Origin of the sequence: Paenibacillus gorillae (genome assembly GCF_000513275.1) — a bacterium.
Classification (GTDB): Bacteria; Bacillota; Bacilli; order Paenibacillales; family Paenibacillaceae; genus Pristimantibacillus; species Pristimantibacillus gorillae.
Genome location: NZ_CBVJ010000105.1, coordinates 1 through 17,927, shown reverse-complemented (window position 1 = coordinate 17,927; position 17,927 = coordinate 1). Strand labels below are relative to the sequence as shown.

Annotated in this window: 14 protein-coding genes, 1 tRNA gene and 2 pseudogenes; 14 read left to right on the top strand and 3 right to left on the bottom strand. The window is 44.5% G+C overall.

Going from position 1 to position 17,927, the window contains the following annotated elements; all coding sequences use genetic code 11:
• Positions 1 to 147: 147 nt before the first annotated feature.
• The 6 genes from rlmD to TY10_RS19595 all read left to right on the top strand — a co-directional run bounded on the left by rlmD (position 148) and on the right by TY10_RS19595 (position 7,754).
• The gene (gene rlmD / locus TY10_RS19620) at positions 148 to 1,710 is read left to right on the top strand and encodes a 23S rRNA (uracil(1939)-C(5))-methyltransferase RlmD (RefSeq protein WP_081735374.1); all 1,563 of its coding nucleotides are present in this window, start codon (positions 148 to 150) and stop codon (positions 1,708 to 1,710) included.
• Positions 1,711 to 1,753: 43 nt separating this feature from the next.
• Positions 1,754 to 1,827, top strand: a tRNA-Ala gene (locus TY10_RS19615).
• A 359-nt stretch (positions 1,828 to 2,186) separates the two neighbouring features.
• Entirely contained in the window at positions 2,187 to 2,612 is a 426-nt protein-coding gene (locus TY10_RS19610) for a hypothetical protein (RefSeq protein WP_042167144.1), read from the top strand.
• A gap of 531 nt (positions 2,613 to 3,143) precedes the next feature.
• Positions 3,144 to 4,535: a TQXA domain-containing protein gene (locus tag TY10_RS19605; protein ID WP_042167141.1), complete on the top strand. Its 1,392-nt coding sequence runs from the start codon at positions 3,144 to 3,146 to the stop codon at positions 4,533 to 4,535.
• Positions 4,536 to 4,909: 374 nt separating this feature from the next.
• Entirely contained in the window at positions 4,910 to 7,057 is a 2,148-nt protein-coding gene (locus TY10_RS19600; protein WP_042167140.1) for a sensor histidine kinase, read from the top strand.
• Positions 7,058 to 7,061: 4 nt separating this feature from the next.
• On the top strand, positions 7,062 to 7,754 hold the full coding sequence (locus tag TY10_RS19595; RefSeq protein ID WP_081735373.1) for a response regulator transcription factor: 693 nt from the start codon (positions 7,062 to 7,064) through the stop codon (positions 7,752 to 7,754).
• Between the two features lie 44 nt (positions 7,755 to 7,798).
• Here the strand turns inward: TY10_RS19595 and TY10_RS31730 are convergent, their stop codons facing one another.
• Together TY10_RS31730 and TY10_RS19585 are read right to left on the bottom strand one after the other, a co-directional pair.
• Positions 7,799 to 9,484, bottom strand: coding sequence for a chitobiase/beta-hexosaminidase C-terminal domain-containing protein (locus TY10_RS31730; RefSeq protein WP_238327797.1), 1,686 nt, complete (start codon positions 9,482 to 9,484; stop codon positions 7,799 to 7,801).
• Positions 9,485 to 9,852: 368 nt separating this feature from the next.
• Entirely contained in the window at positions 9,853 to 10,608 is a 756-nt protein-coding gene (locus TY10_RS19585) for an SDR family NAD(P)-dependent oxidoreductase (RefSeq protein ID WP_042167136.1), read from the bottom strand.
• 216 nt (positions 10,609 to 10,824) lie between these two features.
• Here TY10_RS19585 and TY10_RS19580 point away from each other — a divergent pair, with 216 nt between their 5' ends.
• Positions 10,825 to 11,712: an AraC family transcriptional regulator gene (locus TY10_RS19580; protein ID WP_042167131.1), complete on the top strand. Its 888-nt coding sequence runs from the start codon at positions 10,825 to 10,827 to the stop codon at positions 11,710 to 11,712.
• A 220-nt stretch (positions 11,713 to 11,932) separates the two neighbouring features.
• Here the strand turns inward: TY10_RS19580 and TY10_RS19575 are convergent, their stop codons facing one another.
• Complete coding sequence (locus TY10_RS19575; protein WP_042167128.1) at positions 11,933 to 12,844, bottom strand: DsbA family oxidoreductase; 912 nt, start codon at positions 12,842 to 12,844, stop codon at positions 11,933 to 11,935.
• A 156-nt stretch (positions 12,845 to 13,000) separates the two neighbouring features.
• Here TY10_RS19575 and TY10_RS19570 point away from each other — a divergent pair, with 156 nt between their 5' ends.
• The 7 genes and pseudogenes from TY10_RS19570 to TY10_RS19540 all read left to right on the top strand — a co-directional run.
• The gene (locus TY10_RS19570) at positions 13,001 to 13,363 is read left to right on the top strand and encodes a winged helix-turn-helix transcriptional regulator (RefSeq protein WP_042167125.1); all 363 of its coding nucleotides are present in this window, start codon (positions 13,001 to 13,003) and stop codon (positions 13,361 to 13,363) included.
• 157 nt (positions 13,364 to 13,520) lie between these two features.
• Positions 13,521 to 13,946, top strand: a complete 426-nt coding sequence (locus tag TY10_RS19565) for a MarR family winged helix-turn-helix transcriptional regulator (protein ID WP_042167124.1) — start codon at positions 13,521 to 13,523, stop codon at positions 13,944 to 13,946.
• A 169-nt stretch (positions 13,947 to 14,115) separates the two neighbouring features.
• A pseudogene (locus TY10_RS19560) lies at positions 14,116 to 14,450 on the top strand (DoxX family protein).
• A gap of 170 nt (positions 14,451 to 14,620) precedes the next feature.
• Positions 14,621 to 15,187, top strand: coding sequence for a hypothetical protein (locus TY10_RS19555; protein ID WP_042167123.1), 567 nt, complete (start codon positions 14,621 to 14,623; stop codon positions 15,185 to 15,187).
• 303 nt (positions 15,188 to 15,490) lie between these two features.
• Positions 15,491 to 16,372, top strand: a complete 882-nt coding sequence (locus TY10_RS19550) for a methyltransferase domain-containing protein (protein ID WP_042167121.1) — start codon at positions 15,491 to 15,493, stop codon at positions 16,370 to 16,372.
• The gene (locus TY10_RS29050; RefSeq protein ID WP_052350655.1) at positions 16,369 to 16,836 is read left to right on the top strand and encodes a CPCC family cysteine-rich protein; all 468 of its coding nucleotides are present in this window, start codon (positions 16,369 to 16,371) and stop codon (positions 16,834 to 16,836) included. The genes TY10_RS19550 and TY10_RS29050 overlap by 4 nt, the downstream gene beginning before the upstream one ends.
• A gap of 161 nt (positions 16,837 to 16,997) precedes the next feature.
• Positions 16,998 to 17,927: pseudogene (locus tag TY10_RS19540) on the top strand (immunoglobulin domain-containing protein); the annotation flags it as partial.

Below are 17,927 nucleotides of genomic sequence, written 5' to 3'. Positions count from 1 at the left end.
GCATATCGACGTACCGTTAATAGATAGTGATGATAAACCTTTGTGGGCAAGCTGCGCCGGTGGCGATTGGCTGCTTATGGAGGTTTATTTCTTTTTGGAGATGGATTACACTAGAGGGATAAAGCATGAGGAACGGAGATTGTTAGGATGAACAGAAGAGGTAATAACGGCAGAGGACAAGCAGGCGGCGGAGCTCGAAGGCAGAAAGGGAGCGGAGGAGCTGGCGTCCGGAATGGAGCGGGGAACAAGGGCGGGACGAATGTAAAGGCGAAGGTTCGTGAAGATGCGCCGTTTCAGAAAAATGAAGAGGTAACGGTCGATATTATCGGCCTGACCCATGACGGCGAGGGTGTCGGACGCGCGGACGGCTTTACCTTGTTCATTCAAGGTGCTTTGCCTGGCGAGCGTGTACGGGCGAAGGTTATGAAAGTGAAGAAGCAGTATGGCTATGCCCGGCTGGAGGAGCTGCTGACGGAGAGCAGCGACCGTGTGGAGCCGCCTTGCGATATTTTCGACAAATGCGGGGGCTGCCAACTGCAGCACTTCGATTACCCGGCACAGCTGGAGTGGAAAAGGCAGCATGTGGTTGATTCGTTGGAGCGGATCGGCAAGCTGAGGGTTGCGGGCGGAAAGGCTTTTGCCAATGGGGATGGCGAAGATGACGCTATGGGCGAGGGAATTATTGTGCATCCTACGGTTGGCATGGCAGAGCCATGGCGCTACCGGAATAAAGCACAGGTGCCTGTTGGTGCTAGCGGTGGAGCGGGCAGCGAACTGATCGCTGGCTTTTATGCGCGGGGCAGCCACCGGATTATTGATATGGACGACTGTCTCATTCAGCATGACCGTAATGATGAGGTTGTCCGTGTTGTGAAGACGATCGGGCGGGACCTTGGCATTTCGGCTTATGATGAAGAAAGCGGCAAGGGGCTGCTTCGCCATGTGATGGCACGGACTGGCTTTATTACTGGTGAGATCATGGTCGTACTTGTTACGAACGGTACGAAGTTTCCGCAGGCGGAGGAGTGGATCAAGCGAATCCGCGAGGCGCTCCCGGCTGTGAAGAGTATCGTGCAGAACGTGAACAAGAGAGATACGAACGTCGTATTCGGCGACGAGACGCGCGTATTATGGGGCAGCGAGGTCATCTATGATGAGCTCGACGGCATCCGTTTTGCAATCTCCGCACGATCATTCTACCAGGTGAACCCGGCGCAAACGGTGGAGCTGTATCGCAAAGCGGTGGAATACGCGGGGCTGACCGGCACGGAGTCGGTCATTGACGCTTATTGTGGGATCGGCACGATCTCGTTGTTCCTGGCGCGGCAAGCGGGCCATGTATACGGTGTTGAGATTGTGCCGGAAGCGATTGAGGATGCGAAGCGAAACGCGGAGCTGAACATTATTGGCAACGCTGCATTTGAGGCAGGACCGGCCGAGGTCGTTATCCCGCGCTGGCGAGAGGAAGGTATCGTTGCCGATGTCATCGTCGTTGACCCGCCGCGCAAGGGCTGTGATCCTGCGCTGCTCGATACGATTCTGGCGATGAAGCCGGAGCGCGTCGTCTACGTGAGCTGCAACCCGTCGACGTTGGCTCGCGATCTGCGCGTGCTGGAGGAAGGCGGTTACCGGACAGCGGAAGTGACGCCGGTCGATATGTTCCCGTGGACGGTTCATGTGGAGTCGGTCATATTGATGATTCGAAAATGAGATGTGGCAGGTTCGCTCAATGTAATGTTGACGAAGTTTTAGTAGACTTAGTTCATCTGAGAGAACGCTTCGCTGGCAGCGAAGAGGTCAGCGGTTCAATCCCGCTAAGGTCTGCCATACACGATAAACGCACGCAGTCCCTCGGGGCTGCGTTTTTTGTATTGGCTGGACTTAAGCTGATGGAATCAAATGGGGGCGTTCCGGCGCGCAGGGAATACTGAGAAACTTTAACGAATTGTCATCAAATGGACGAAATATCATACAAATGGGCATGCGATTCGGGGGACAGGATATATGCTGGTTGCCATAGGTGCGTTGAAAGTGCGAACTTAAAGATTTCTTTGAATTTCATATATTGAACAATTTTACGTGATAAATTAGAAGTAACATATGTAGATTTTTGAGAAAGAAAAGCTTGCCGTCATGGAAGATGGTATATGCTGCATGTGAAGATATTTTAATTAGGGGGGAATGACGTGAATATAAAATCCTTGCAGTCGGTAAGTGATTATTTCAAAGCGATGCAGCAATGCAAGGACGCACTCGAGACGAAGGATCAGTCGCGTCTGGCATCTATTCGAAATATACTCATGCAGGGTAAGAAGCTGCGCACCGTCGATATGGAATACTTACAGCGACATGATCCCAATCTACATGAACAAGCAATGAGCCTCTCGATGGAACGCCAAGCGTATGAGGACGCATTGCAGCTTAGCCGTAGCAAAGCGGATGCGAACTTTTATATCACGTTCAAGCTGAGTCAGATTGCCGGGCAATTGAAGCATGGTGGGTCTGAGGAATTGCTGATGCGCGCGAAAGCGATTCAGGAAGCCCATCGCGATTTCGTGCGATCGAGCAATTATGCCTCACTGTCAGATGGAAACGCTCCCCGTAAATTATGATGATGAAACTAGGGCTTAGGTTGCGACGATTATCCAGAGACTGTTGCAAAAATCCAATTTGATTTAAATAGCCATTCGGAATCTCAAAGTTGACTTGACAATAAGCCTCCATCGCCACTTTAACACAGTGGAAATGGGGGCTTATTCGTAAATATTAATGAAGTATCATGTGTAGACTCTGCTACTCCACACATGTGGAGTGTCTAATATTGATGGTATGAAAATGAGATGTGACAGGACTGCTCAAATAACGGGAACTGTATCATCGCTAGTGGTAAAGCAGAGAATTGAGCTAAGTGTACTCACTCTATCCGCCCCTGTTCAATCAATATATGTATTATATGGATAAAATTGTGATAACAAAGAGAGACGGATCCACATCAAAGCATTGATTGTTAATTATTTCCGATAAAAAATTCAAAATACGACATCAATAACCGATGATATAAGTAATAACAGAACACACTCGAGAAGTGCTCTGTTATTTGCTACGATTCTAGAAGGGAAAGATGTCAACTGAATAACATAAAAGTGAAGCTTGCCGTATTTCTGATTATTCTGCTAGGTTCAACCCCACTTCAATTTATCCAAGCGGCCCCTGCAGTTAATGAAAAGTTTGAGGTCGTAGATCATTGGTTTCCTGATGTGCGAATGTATCCTATCATTGTTTTAGCTGAATACAATAACGGAGTTTATGAACGAAGGCCGAACGGAGCAGGTCTTCCTGATGGCATTTTAGCTTATTGCTTTGATAGGTCGAGAGAATATCCCCTTACGAACAATCTTTTCGGTTATCGCACTGGTGAAGAGTTCTATTCACCACTTCAAGAAATTAACAACTACCTCATTAAAGGAAAGGTGATAAATGGGGATATGTTAAGGGCGGTTCTGCTCAATGGTTTTCCGACGAAAAGTGTTGCAGAATTACAAGCGGCCACTGGTATTACAGGTTTGGACGAAGACATGGCTCTTTGGGCTACGCAATATGCCATTTGGCATTACACTAATGGAGCGGATTTAGCTGACTGGCGTAACCAGCATTATCCGCCAACACAAGCGGGAGAGGATTTATTTAATTACTACCTCAGTTTAAATCCTATAGAACCAACGTATACAAAAACAGAGGTGGATGTATTTGATAAGCAATTATCATTTGATGCGAGTGATAACCTTGTTGTATCGGTATCCTATAGAGCTACAGAAAAGAACTATGATGGAACTGTCATTATACCATCAGTTCAGCTTGATAATGCTACGGAGGCTAGATATCCAAACGCGACTGTAGTTGAATCAACATACACCGATGCAGGACTTGACAGTAGGACGATCACCATTACAGTCGCCAACGGCGATTATGATAATAAGGCTTCTGATGTAGAGTTTGGACTCCAATTTATGATGCGTCAATCTGTCAGAGACGTGTTCATCACTTCGTCAGCGAGTTATGTCAGTGATACTCAAGATTTAGGTGCGGTCGCAATCAATGTATTGGATGTGCAAAGAAATGTGCTATTGAACTTTAAGCCTCCCGTGCCTTCAACACCGACTACACCGACTACACCAACAACGCCTACAACACCTAAGCCAACAGAAGAAACAGAACTAGTAGAAGAGCCAAAACCAACAAAAGATCCAGAACTGGTAGAAGAGCAAACGCCAACAAAAGATCCAGAACTGGAAGAAGAGAAAACACGAACAGAAGAACCAAAATCAACGCCAACGCCAACAGAAGAACCAAAACTGGCAGAAGAGCCAAAACCAACACCATTGGTACCGACAATTGAAAAGGTACAAATAAAAGTCCTGCCTAAAACGGGTGAGGAAAGTAAAGCTTTATTTTATGTTGCAGGAGTGCTATTCATTGTCGGCGCTTTGTGGCTATTAAGATTAAGAAGAGATAGCATAAGCAGAGGAAGCGAATGAAAAATTGAGCCAAGCAGCACACCTTGAAAGCACGGGCGACCGTACTCGAGGCGGTTGTCAGTCAAGGTGAAGGCAATGAACATATTCAGGAAAAATTTCGGGAATCCGTTGTCTGTGGGGACGTAATTCGTCCCCTTTTTTTTATGTCAATATTAAGCAATCCACACATGTGGAGAGTGTAGTGTTGCTCGTAAGAAAGTAGTATTTAAGAGTTAATGAACCGTCCGGGGGACGGTTTTTCTTATTTTCGAAAAAGGACCTCAGTGTTGTTTGCCTTCAACGCCTCGCAGATATTTGCAGGGTACATTAATGATGCTATTATTTAGATAATCAACTTACTTATTGCGCTCTTGTAGATTGGGGTAGGGTTTATAATGAGGGGTATTCTCCGATTCGGTTCTCGTACGATATTGTTTTATATAGCTGCTGCCGTTGTTGTTGGTTTGGTTGCAAGCTATGCCGTCATCTCTGCATCGGATTCCCCTAAGATCGAAAGTAAAGAAGGCATTCTGGATTTAACGCAGGTTCATGTCAGTAAGAATCCGCTAAAGTTACAAGGGGAGTGGGCGTTCTACTGGCAAGAGCTGCTGTCACCAGAGGACATACAGATTCGTTCGGCTAGGGACGGAAATCAAGACCGCTGGATCAGCCTCCCGGGCTCCTGGCTAGGCTATCGGTTGGATGGTCAGCAGTTGAACGGTACAGGCTTTGCAACCTTTCGGGTGGTCATTGAGCTTAGCGAGCAGGATCGGAACGAGCGGCTTGCTCTGCGGCTGCCTACCATTTTTCATGCGTATAAATTATGGGTTAATGGTGAGCTGCTGGAAGAAGTTGGTGTAGTTAGTGGGGACAAGAGTGGCGTGACTCCGCATCTGGAAACGAAGCTAGTGTTCTTCCAGCCCGAGAATGATAGAGTGGAGCTGGTTATGCAAGTCGCCAACTTCCATCATAAGCGTGGCGGCATCACCAAGTATATTGAGCTCGGCGGCAGCGATGTGTTATCGGCCAGGACAAATCTGAGAATCGCTGCTGAAATGTTCATCACCGCAAGCCTGCTAGTGATTGGCGTGTATCACCTGCTGTTGTTCATCCTGCGACGCAAAGACAGGGCTCCATTGTATTTTGGTCTGTTCACCCTGTTGTTCGGTATCCGGTCGCTGCTGGTCGGCGAGCTATTGCTCACACAATTGTGGCCGGCTTTTCCATGGGGCTTGCAGTTCAAGCTCGAGTACCTGATTCTGTGCAGCAGTGGATACATCATCACGAAGTACTTTGATTGCATCTTTCCCAATTATGTGTCGCGTTGGTTTCAGCTTGGCTCGCGGATTGTAACCAGTGCATTCTGTATCGTTGTTGCGGTGGCCCCTGCGCTTATATATACAAAATTATTACTGATGATCGGTGTGATGGTTGTTTTCCATATGATTTATCTGATGGTTGGATTGGCCCGAGTGGCTATGCAGCGTATGGAGGGAGCGCTGGTCTTCCTGCTGGTGTCGGCGGTTGCGCTAGTTACGGTCATCAACGATTTTTTATATTACAATGAATGGTCGCTGATTGGAAATACCTCTCCGCTTGGACTGTTGGTATTTACGATCGCACAGATGCTTCTGCTCTCTTCAAGATTTACGAGGGCGGCATCGAACGAGGAAAGGATTGCACGAGAGCTGCAGGCAGCTAACGACAAGCTGACTGAAATGAATATGAATTTGGAGCAGACCGTGCAGGAACGCACACAGGCCTTATCTGCAGCTCACGATGATCTCCGCACTTCGTATGACCGGTTGCTTCACTCCGAGCAAGGGAGGAAAAAGCTCCTTGCCTATATTACGCATGATCTGCGTATGCCGTTGTCCAGCATGCTTGGTTATGTTGAAGCTGTACAGGACAGGGTCAAGCCGGAACGTGATGAACAGTATCTGAAGTATATCCGGGACAACACGATAAGGATTAACCGAATGATCGAGGAGTTGAGCTTCTTGTCGCATCTGGAGACGGGACAGGTCTCGTACCAAATGGAGCCGGTTCATGTGAGTCACTTCTTGCGTGGTTTTTTTGAACAATATGAGCTGGTCGTGCGTGACACAGGGCTGGATTTCATGCTGGATATCGGACATGCGGAAGATCAACGAGTGAACTTGCCTCTTGTCGAGATGGATGCGCCAAGATTAGAGCAGGCTTTGTTTAATCTAGTCTCGAACGCGATGAAGTTTACCTCTGGAGGTGGGTTGGTGCGTATTGCGCTAGCAGTGGACGAGGTGAATGATACTCGCTATGCAATCATTAGCGTACAAGATTCAGGCACGGGTATTCCTCCAGATCAGCTCGAGCAAATCTTCGATCGCAATTATAAGTATGATCGGCCGGGCGTGGAGATGGGAGTAGAGGGCAGCGGTCTCGGGCTGGCTATTTGCAGGGAAATCGTACAAGCGCATGGAGGGACAGTTCGAGCGGAGAGCGACGGCAAGACGGGGTCGATATTCTATATATCGCTTCCTTGTGTTGTAAATGAAGGGAGGTGACGGCGTGGTGGACACTCACAAAATATTGATCGTCGATGATGATCCCCATATATGCGAGATTGTTCAAGTGTATTGCGAGAGGGAGGGTTTCCTGACCTCCTACAGTCATAGCGGGACAGAAGCCATGAAGCTGCTTGCGTCTTTCGAGCCGGATTTGATCGTACTGGATGTTCTGCTGGCTAATGAAAACGGCATTGATTGGTGTATGAACGCACGCAGCTATACGAATGCGCCGATCTTGTTTCTGAGCAGTCTTGAGGAAGACGAGGTGAAAATCAGTGCATTATCCTATGGCGGCGATGATTATGTGACCAAGCCGTTCAGTCCCGGAGTACTCATGGCCAAGATCAAGGCTCACCTTCGCAGGTTGTCGAAGGGCAGAAGGGATCAGCTGCTGGAGTTGCCGGGTTTGACGCTGGATTTCTACGCACAGTCTGTCATCTTGGGCAGTGAAGCTATTTTTTTATCGAAGAAAGAGTTCAGTCTACTTTCCTATATGGCCCAAAACGTAAATCGTGTCGTCAGTGTCGATGCTTTGTTCCAGCTCATCTGGGGAATGGAGAGTCTAGAGGATACGAGAACCGTTGCTGTACACATCAGTAATTTACGTAAAAAAATCGAGGCTGACCCTGCCAATCCAGAGATAATCATTACAATTCGGGGGAGCGGATATATGCTGGTTGCCATGAAAAAATAGCGGGCAGGGATTACTCCCTTGCGCCGCTATTTTTCTAGGGTAAGCTATACGATTAAGAAAAGATCAACAACGTCCTGAATATCTTGTTTCGTAGACATCGGCGTTCCAAAAGGATTGTTCCTAGACTCCTGATAAGCCAAACTAAGCTCATCTAAGATAGCGTCTAAATTAGCAGCATCCACACCGGTGATACCGGCGCGAGCGAATACTTCTACTGTAGGGGCAGATCCTCCGCCGAAAGGATTTAAAAAGGCATAGATTGCAGCTACATTAATAGTCTCGTCTACAATCGCTTGAATTTCGAGCAATGTTTTTGGAAGTGCTGTCGAAGGGTAATCATAGTCTTGCAATATGCCTTGGATACCGTATAGGTTCTCAGACGTGACCCCCGTAATTCCCGCATCGGTAAAAGTCGTCTCAGTAACTCCTGTCCATACACCTGAAGCCGATGCTTCATTGATCAAATCTAGTGACATTTTGGATAATGAAGGCGTGATATTACCCGTATATTGCATGGTTGCTGTTGCCGGAGGCGTTGCCGAATCCGTCGCGCCGATCGTAAAGTGATACGCACCGCTCACGCTTGGAGTGCCGGTAATCGCTCCCGTGCTTGGATTCAAAGTCAGCCCCGCAGGCAGTGTTCCATTCGTCACTGCATAAGTAACGGCTCCCGTTCCTCCGGACAGCTTCGCTACGGTACTGGTATAAGGTTGATCTTGGGTCAAGGGCGAAATCGAGTCTGGCAAAACGATTGGCATCGCGACCGTATATTCGAATATCGCAACCGAGCTATTCTTCGAGCCAGGCTTAACGGCGATGGCTTTGATCGTTGTACTGCTCGTGATGATGATCAGTCCCGTATACGGCGTGCTGGACGTAGTCGGCTCGCTGAGATCCGTAGTGTAGTAAATAGCCGCGGATGCGGTCGCCGAAGTTAAAGTAACATGCGTTCCCGAAGTCACGGTGCCGCCTGCAGGAAGTGCCATAGGAGTATCAACGGTAGCCTGTACGGGCTGCGTAGCTGGAGACCCAGTCTGCCCTTGCTGCTGTTTCTTTTCTTCTTCCTCTTTCTTCTTTTGTTCTGCCTGTGCTTCCAATTGACCCTTGGCTTCGTATGAGCCTAGCACAAGCAGATCGCGCGTTGCGTTGGCTTGACCGCCGAACTTTCCGTCTGTACCGTTGTTCAACAATTTTAGTTCCAACGCAAGAGCAACATAACCCTGCGCCCAGTTGGATACCGTACTATCGCTGGCAGTCTTCGCTTTTGCTTCCGCGTCCTGGTCTATTAGCCGGACCAAGAATGTGGCCAACTGCTCTTTGGTTACTTTGCCGGCCGGATTATATTTACCTTCGCCAGATCCATCCGTAATTCCAGCAGATTTAAGTGCTTCAATGTAGGGAAGCGCATAACCGTTCGGGCCATCCGCCTTAACGTCGCTGAAACTGGATGTCTTCAAATCTTTATTGACTTCAAGGCCCTTAGTCAATGCCGCGACCTTTGCGAACTGGGCTCGGTTCATCTCCTCTTTGAGCCCGAATGTGCCCTCGCTCACACCGTCGAATACACCAGCGCTTATCATCTTGTCGAACTTGGCTTTCGTTGCAGCATCCAGATCCTTCAAGTCCGTAAAGTCAGCTGAAGATTTCGTTGCGCCTGCAGCAAAACTGACGGAAAAATGAAAGCACAGTAGAACCGCTATCAATAATCCGAGCATTTTTTTTCTCATCATTTGTCCCCCTGAAGTATGATATCGATTTTCCTCCTCGATCTTATCATGGTAGATTAGTCTATCTATGAAACATAAAGAAAACTTTAAGATCGAACTCGAGATAAGGCTTGCCAAAGAAACAGAGTATAAAGAGGGATGTACACTGTTATTTCACAAATACTTAAGCGCAAGAGATTTTGATTATATAGATGATTTTGTTCATGTAGCTATCTGAAATAGTATTAGGGCTGTACGGGTGTCAAAATAAAAAATAGCGGTTTAGGGATCAGTTCCCGTACGCCGCTATTTTTTCTAGGTTAATTCATATTTTTTTAATTATTGGTAATGATAACTTGAAGATATTAACGGTTCTTCGCATGTCGAGGTTCTTAAAGCAAATGTCCGCCAGACACTTCAACGTCCTGGGCTGTAACCCAACTGAAATCATCAGACAATAAGTTCACAATGACCTTTGCCATATCTTCGGGTTGGCCGATTCTTCCAAATACAGATTGCTCAGCCAGCGGCTTAATAAATTCAGGATGCTTATCGAATACGCCATCACCAAAATTGCTGTGCGTAGGACCGGGCGAAATTGCGTTGACCCGAATTTGTCGAGGTGCAAGTTCTTTGGCGATGTAGCGAGTCCAAGTTGAGAATGCCGCTTTTAACGAGCCGTAGACGGAGTATCCTGGGAATGATTGATTTTTGGATGAGCTCGTGGTATTTACGATGGCCCCGGCATCATTCATGATTCCGACAAGTTGTTGTGTCAAGAAAATCGGTCCTTTGAAGTTCGTATTCATAATCTTGTCGAAGTATTCTTCGCTCATCTCAGTGAGCATCATTGGCCCACCGACTCCGCCATTATTAACCAAGTAGTCAAAAGTCGTTGTATTCCAAACGTCCTTGAGGCTCTTTTTCACTTCTACAACGAAAGCTTCGAAAGTTGATAGTTGAGTCAAATCAAGCTTTAGTGCGACTGCCCGAACTCCTTGATTCCTCTCAATTTCCTTAACGACAGCTTCTGCCCTGTCTTTATAGGAATTATAGGTGAGAATGACGCTAATTCCGCGCTTTCCAAGCTCAAGAGCCGTCGCTTTTCCAATACCATTACTTCCGCCAGTTACAATTGCAATTTTCATAAGATCCTCCTTAATAATGTGTTCGATCTGATTTCATTTTAGTCGCATCTGCTGAAACAATATAGATCTAATAATGCCTTTTGATTGCCTAAAAGCACCACATAACTTTCGGTTAACTTGAATTTTCCTTTATATATGGAATATGAAGAGCCTAAAAATGCCGAGGTATTTCGAAGTTTTATTGAGGGGGAAGCAGTCATGTGATAAAATAAGTACATGAATAAAGTCCTTGATGAAATCATTGATCTAATGAAAGACGCAGACACTCGACAAATCGAAACCGGAGTGCCGGGGCTAAGTATGATCAAAGGAGACATTCCCGCACATCAACTTACAGCGCTCTACGAGCCGATGATAGGCTTTACGGTTCAAGGAACAAAGATCCTTTCTATCGGGGAGCGTATCACTAACCTGAATGGGCCATCCTATTTCGTGTTACCGGTACATGTTCCTGTCACAGCGAGTGTACAGCCAGACGGCGATGGCCGTCCTTACATGTCCCTTGGTCTTAAGTTGAATCAGAATGTTCTTCAGAGTTTGTTAAGGGATCTTCCTGACAATCTAATACCAACTGCTTCAGAGCATTTCGCAGCTTGTGAAATGGACGTTGAATTGATGGAGGCATGGCTGCGTTTATTGCGATTATCGAAAACAACAAGAGATATTCCAGCTCTTGCACCGGCTTACGAGCGCGAAATTCTTTATCGCGTCCTAATAGGACCACAAGGATGGCATTTGAGGCAATTTGGTCTGCGGGAAAGCAATTTATCCAAGATTTCTCAGGTTATAAAATGGTTTCGTGTTAATTTTACGAGGCCAATAGACATTGGTGAGATGGCATCGAAAGCGGGTATGGCTATTAATACCTTCCATCGTCAATTTAAAAGGGCAACGGGTTTAAGTCCTATTCAATTTCAAAAGCAATTAAGGCTTTTGGAGGCAAGAAACCTCATTGCATTCGAGGGCTATCCAGTAGCCAGTGCTGCATATCATGTTGGCTATCAGAGTCCCTCACAGTTTAATCGAGAGTACTCCCGCTTCTTCGGTTCATCTCCGGCTCGGGACACTGAAAAGCTAAGACGAATCGAAAGCACGAGGGATTAGATCGTTGGTTTTTGTACAAGATATAAATTCCAAGAGAACGTCCTTCACAGGGCGTTTTTTTGTTATGAGGAAATTGAGTTATTAAAGTTACCAGAAGCAAATTGAAGCGGAGAGGCAGAAAGGGGAGTATAACTAAACGTAAGAATATATCCCTTTTATATGTAAATAAATAATTATGGCGCAGGTCGAAAAATTCGATTGCTGCGCCATAATTAGTGGTTTATTTTTTCTTAATATACATTTCACCTAGAATCTCATGCTTATTATATTGATCTAGGTTAAGGGATTGCTCAACGAATGAGGAGACTGCTTCTTTAGATAGATCATACATGGTCTCAATTTCTTTGGAAAAATAGCACCAAGAATTTTTGTCCATCCAGTTTTGTAAAGTTGGAATTTCGGCAGGAATGGGAGTGTCATCAAGGACTTTGCTTAAAGCCGACACATAAGCTTCGAGTTTTTGTGCACCTACCACTTTAAGTCCGGTGTTATCCTCATTGACAATAATAACTGTAGGGAATCCGGTTGCGCCGAAGTTTCTTGCTAAATCAAAATCTTTCTCCATCAGATCATAAGCTCTATCCTCGTTGGCCGTTTTAACAATACTTTCTCCATCTAATCCAATTTGATTGACAATATCGATCAGAACCTGATTGTCACTTACGTTTTTGTTGAATGCAAATACAGCCTCTCTCGTTTTACGGAGAAAATCATGAGCTTTTGCGGGAGTTTGGTCCTGAATGACATGAAACACTCTTGTTGCCGGGTATGAAGATTGAATAGGATTATCATACCAGAGAGTACCATCGATTGGCATGCGCGAATGAATCCCAACCTCTCTCCAATGTTCAGCTACATCAGCTGGTTTTTGAATACCGTTAGATCGGTCTGAAAAACCATCCCAGCCGGGGAGCAGCCCGCCCAAAACCGTTTTGAATTTGAAATAGTGACCATATTGTATGAGAAAACGATTAAGTACGGGTTCGAGTGCCCAACAATGTGAACATATTGGATCCGTAAAATAATAGAGCGTAACTTTTTTATTTTGGTTGTTAAAGTTGATTAGTTCGTTTGATGTTTCCTCGTTGACACCACAAATACCTGTTTCAAGGTTACAATTCATGTTGTTCATTTACACATACCTGCCTTTCTTTAATGAATATCAACAATTTCGAACTCAGCTGTTATGGCCGGCCATGTAGACAATTATATTTTATTGTTTTAGAATAACAAGTACTATTATTATTCTTTCTTAGTATTAAAAACGTACTAAAGGAGCTCGTTTACAGTGGAAAATAAAAAAAGTATTCAAGATATCTGCCCTGCTACTTTTGCATTTGATATAATCGGTAATAAATGGAACCTGCCTATATTATCTGTTTTATGTAAGAATGGATCTGTGCGATACAACGAGCTGAAAAGACTGTTACCAGGTATAACCGGGACAATGCTAACTAATTGTCTTAAAGAGCTTACTGCGAATGGAATTGTGCATAGGGAACAGTTCTTTGAGATACCGCCCAGAGTTGAATATTCATTAACAAAATCAGGCGAAGAGTTAAGTCCCATCATCGAATCTATTGTAGTTTGGGGAAGAAAAAATATGGAGACGCTGCGGGCAAGTGAGGCTTTAATGAGCGATAAAAGCTAAATGTTGCTTAGCGTTTAATTCCAGCTTTATCAGAACAAACAATCAGTTCTTGAAATACAACATGTTGAAAGTAGAGTTGCTTATATGCATGCTATAGCATATAATTAACGATTAGTAACAACAAATTATATTATGATGCAGAGAAGTGTGATAAATTATGAAGCTGAACAACCTAACAGGATTTTTGATTCATCGGACAGATGTAAAGCTCACTAATTTTTTTACGAAAAAATTGAAGCCTTACAACGTTACACCTGAACAATGGGGGATTATTAGTATTCTTGATGAGCATAGAGCAACAACTCAGAAAGAATTGGCTATAGCTATTGATAAAGATCAGACTACAGTTGTAAGAATGATTCATTCATTAGAGGCCAAAGAAATCGTAACCAGAGTTCTTAATCTTCATGATAAACGTTCACATGATTTGTTTTTAAGCGGGAAAGGGATGGAGCTGAAGAAAAGCTTAATGGTCAATGTGATGGAAGCTCATAATTATGTAACCAGATCGTTAACACAAGATGAGCTAAAACAATTGCATGATTTGCTTGGTAAAGTGTATTCGAATGTTCTGGATGATTAAAAAATTGGAGGTGACCGTATGAATTAATAGGCAAATACTAAGATTCATTATACACAACAACATAAAACAGCTATTGAAGTAGTGAAAAACCGTTCATGGATCTCTTATAACAAAATTTATATATGCTATAGCATATATAAGACATTAAATTAGACGGGGGAATAGAGCAATGTTTTTAAACATCTTACAGTTTGCAGCAGGTATATTTTTTATGTTCACTGGCACAAAAATTATTTCAGGGAAAATGGCTAAAGAATTTAAGCGGTTTGGGATGCCGGCGTTTTTTAATTCCTTACTGGATTCATCGAAATAGTCGGGGCTCTGGGTTTAATTATTGGAATATGGGTGCCTATGTTTGCATTCCTATCAGGCGCGCTTCTTGGAATAACAATGCTTGTTGCAGCTCTGACATTAGTCTTTATTGCGCGAGATACGTTGATAAAAGCTTTACCAGCAACCGTATTATGTTTGCTTTCATTTACAATTGCAATATTGAATTTTTGAGAAGGGGCTCATGCAGGCTTGCATCAAGTGGATGAAAGCACCATTGTTATACTGCCAGGCACAAGCTAATAGACAGCACAGGGACGTGATGTTTATACTGATTGGACAGAGAAAACTACTAGCGTTTTTCCCTCAGTGAATTGATCAAGCGAAAGGAAGGAATCTAAATTATGAAAGAACCATCCGAACAGCTCATTGAAATGCTAGGTCATCCTTACAATCCGAAGAGTGCTCAAGATTTACTGCAGCCATTCGGCGTCAAACGAATGCCAAAGCCAAACAGCTATTTCAACGACGATATCATCTGGTCTCCGAAATCATCGATACGTATAGATATTTACCGCCCGCCAAAAATAAATGATTTGACTGGACTTCAATATACCAATCCAGAGGAATGGATTATTGGTGCCGTACATTTTCTAGCTCCCGGGTCGGATGACAGAATTAAAGCTCCGTTTTCCGGATACCTTCCTAATGGAATCACGATGAGCTCCACACCAGGTGAGTCTATAGCGGCATACGATAGACCTCAACTGGATGAGGAATGCGAGTGGCCTGGATTTTCCGGTCGAATTTTGGCATGGCGCAAGCCGGGCATCAATATCGCAATTACATATGAGGACAATGAGGCTGGCAGTGAGATGAGAAGTTACCAAGCCTGTTTAATTGGCTGTATAGGCGCTTGGCGAAACGATAATCCGGAGGTTTTTAGCTCCCTGATTATCAGGCTTGTGTGATGCAGATCAAATAGAAAGTTTAAAAGTCCGAGCAGCAGCGCTGCTTGGGCTTTTTTGAGTTGTGATAATAAGTGAATATCACGTCTTGCGGGCAAAAGCAAGCAATAAAAAAAATCGCCACGTTAGTGACGATCCAGTATTTTGACATAATTAAAGCAAGGGGCTGTCTTCCAAACCCTTACAATAGTAGTATAAATGACTGAAGAACATAAGTCTATATTTTCCCAGAAAAAAGCAGTATTCTTACAGGGGTTGAGTCAGAGTCAGTAGATAATCTCAATATTAAATAAGGAGAGTAACGTGATGAATGAATATTGTTGGGATACACAAATTGAATATCTTCGTAATTCCAAGGACTTATTTTACAATGATGATTACATCGAATTTTTAGTGAGGACCGTTTGGAAAATCGAAGCTCCTGTACATTTGATTGATTTCGGATGCGGGTATGGCTATCTAGGACTGAAGCTCCTTCCGCTATTGCCAGAGGGTTCGACGTATACAGGAGTTGACTTAGGAGATAAGCTGCTCAATGAAGCGCGAGAACTATTCGCCAAGCTTTCTTATAAAACAGAGTTTGTGCAAGGAGATATCCAGGAGATTGAGCTGGAGAGAAAGTATGATCTAGCAATTTGCCATGCTTTTCTGCTTCATGTGCCGAACCCGCTGGTTATATTGCAAAAGATGATTAATTGCGTTGTTAATATAGGGAAAGTGATTACGTTTGAGCCTCACTGGATAGCAAATGCATCGAACTTTTACATGTATGGACATGAGCAATCGGAGTTTTTTCAGTTAGGGTTCCTGCAAAAGCTCTATGAACAAGACGCCGCTCGGAGCGGCAAGGACGGCAATATAGGCATGAAGATCCCGGCGTATTTGGCTCAACTAGGTTTAAGGGATATCGAATGCAGAGTTTCAGATAAAGTGAACTTTCTTAATCCTCATATGGAGGCTGCTAGTAAAAATAGATTGTATGACCGGTTCATTGAGAGCGGTTATGCGGATGCCCCAAGTGAGGAAAGGGATGTCTTTATCAACAATTTGATTGAGCGGGGAGCTTCTCGTGAAGAAGCCGAAATTCAGTATGAGAATGAACTTTTGCTTTCGAAGGAATTCAATACTGAATCGTATCTAACTTATGCTTCTAATATGAAAATTACTTTTGGGACTGTGGTTAGATGAAAAGAAAGAATAACATAAGTTATAAATTGGATGGTGTAGTTATCGATGAGATTGCATTCAGTAACCGATATCACTGCCCTTGCTGCGGATATCTGACTCTGGAAGAAAGAGGGGCTTTTGAAATCTGTTATTTATGTAGTTGGGAGGACGATGGGCAGGATGATTCAAATGCAGATGAAGTACGGGGTGGCCCGAATGGGGAATATTCATTAACGGAGGCCAGGGATAATTTTAAAATGAATGATACGATGTATAACGATGATAATATCATTCTGAGCCAGTCAGAGAAAGAGAAATCGACAAAGAAAGCGCTAATGACTGAATTTGAGAAGCTGAAGGCGGCTGGAGATCATTCAGTTAAAACTGTATGGGAGAAAATCTATTTCCTAGAAGAGATACTAGCAGCTATCGTCTATGAAAGTACAACACGACATAGTGACAACGTAGAGAAGAATCTACTGTAATGAAAGATAGAAATAAAATAGTCGTCCCTAGGATGGCTATCTTTTTTTTGCCTGTACTTCTTTGGATTGCAGGAATTCTAACGATTCATGTCGAATCATTGTCGAATAATGCTATAAATTTACATTTTATTTTTTTCTAAAATTGAAAGCGAGGGTCATTGATGAATCTTAGTATGAAAGGTTTTCCGCGGAAAATGACAGCAGCCATCCTGGTATTGCTAATGATGCTGTCTTATTTTCCAGCTTATCCTGCGAAAGCAGCTTCTCTTGGAACGGTAACGTTTACGTCTGCAGCAGGTATTAGCGGCAGTACGGTTACTGCGGGACAAGGGGGATCAACTGCGATTCCAGGCATGACACTGCAAATTATAAGCGATGATGAATATCAATGGACTTATGAAAAGCCTTATTCAAGGTTTGCTATCGCTGCAGGTTATGCCGATAGCCTTTCTGCTAGTTTGATGACGATAAAAAGCAGTAACCCTGCAACTAATTTTGATTTTCAATCTTTTTATGTAGCCGATTCGGGTGGTGGACCTATTACAGTAACCGGGTATGATAATGGTATTTCCACCGGATCGGTAAATCTGGATACGACTCAAAACGACTATGAGAATACGTTCTCTCAGAGCAACGGGTTGACGGCATCGATATTTCAAAATGTCGATGAGATCCGCATTACTCCTCAAAATGGGGATATGTGGATTGCACTCAACGATATACAAATTGGTACCCCAATTCCTGTTGCCCCGTCGATTACGGCGCAGCCGGTCAACTCGACGATTGCAGCAGGAGGCAACACGACCTTCTCGGTATCGGCAGCGAATGCTACCGGTTACCAGTGGCAGGTGGATCAGGGAGCTGGTTTTACAAGCATTTCGAACGGTGCGCCATATAGCGGAGCAACGACAGCAACGCTGACGATAACGGGAGCAACGGCCGGAATGAACGGCTATCTGTATCGTGTAGTTGCAACTGGAGCGGGGAATCCTGCTGCGGTGTCAAATAACGCGGTGCTAACCGTGAATTCGCCGCCGTCGATTACGTCGCAGCCAAGCAGCTCGACGATTGCAGCAGGAGCAAACACGACC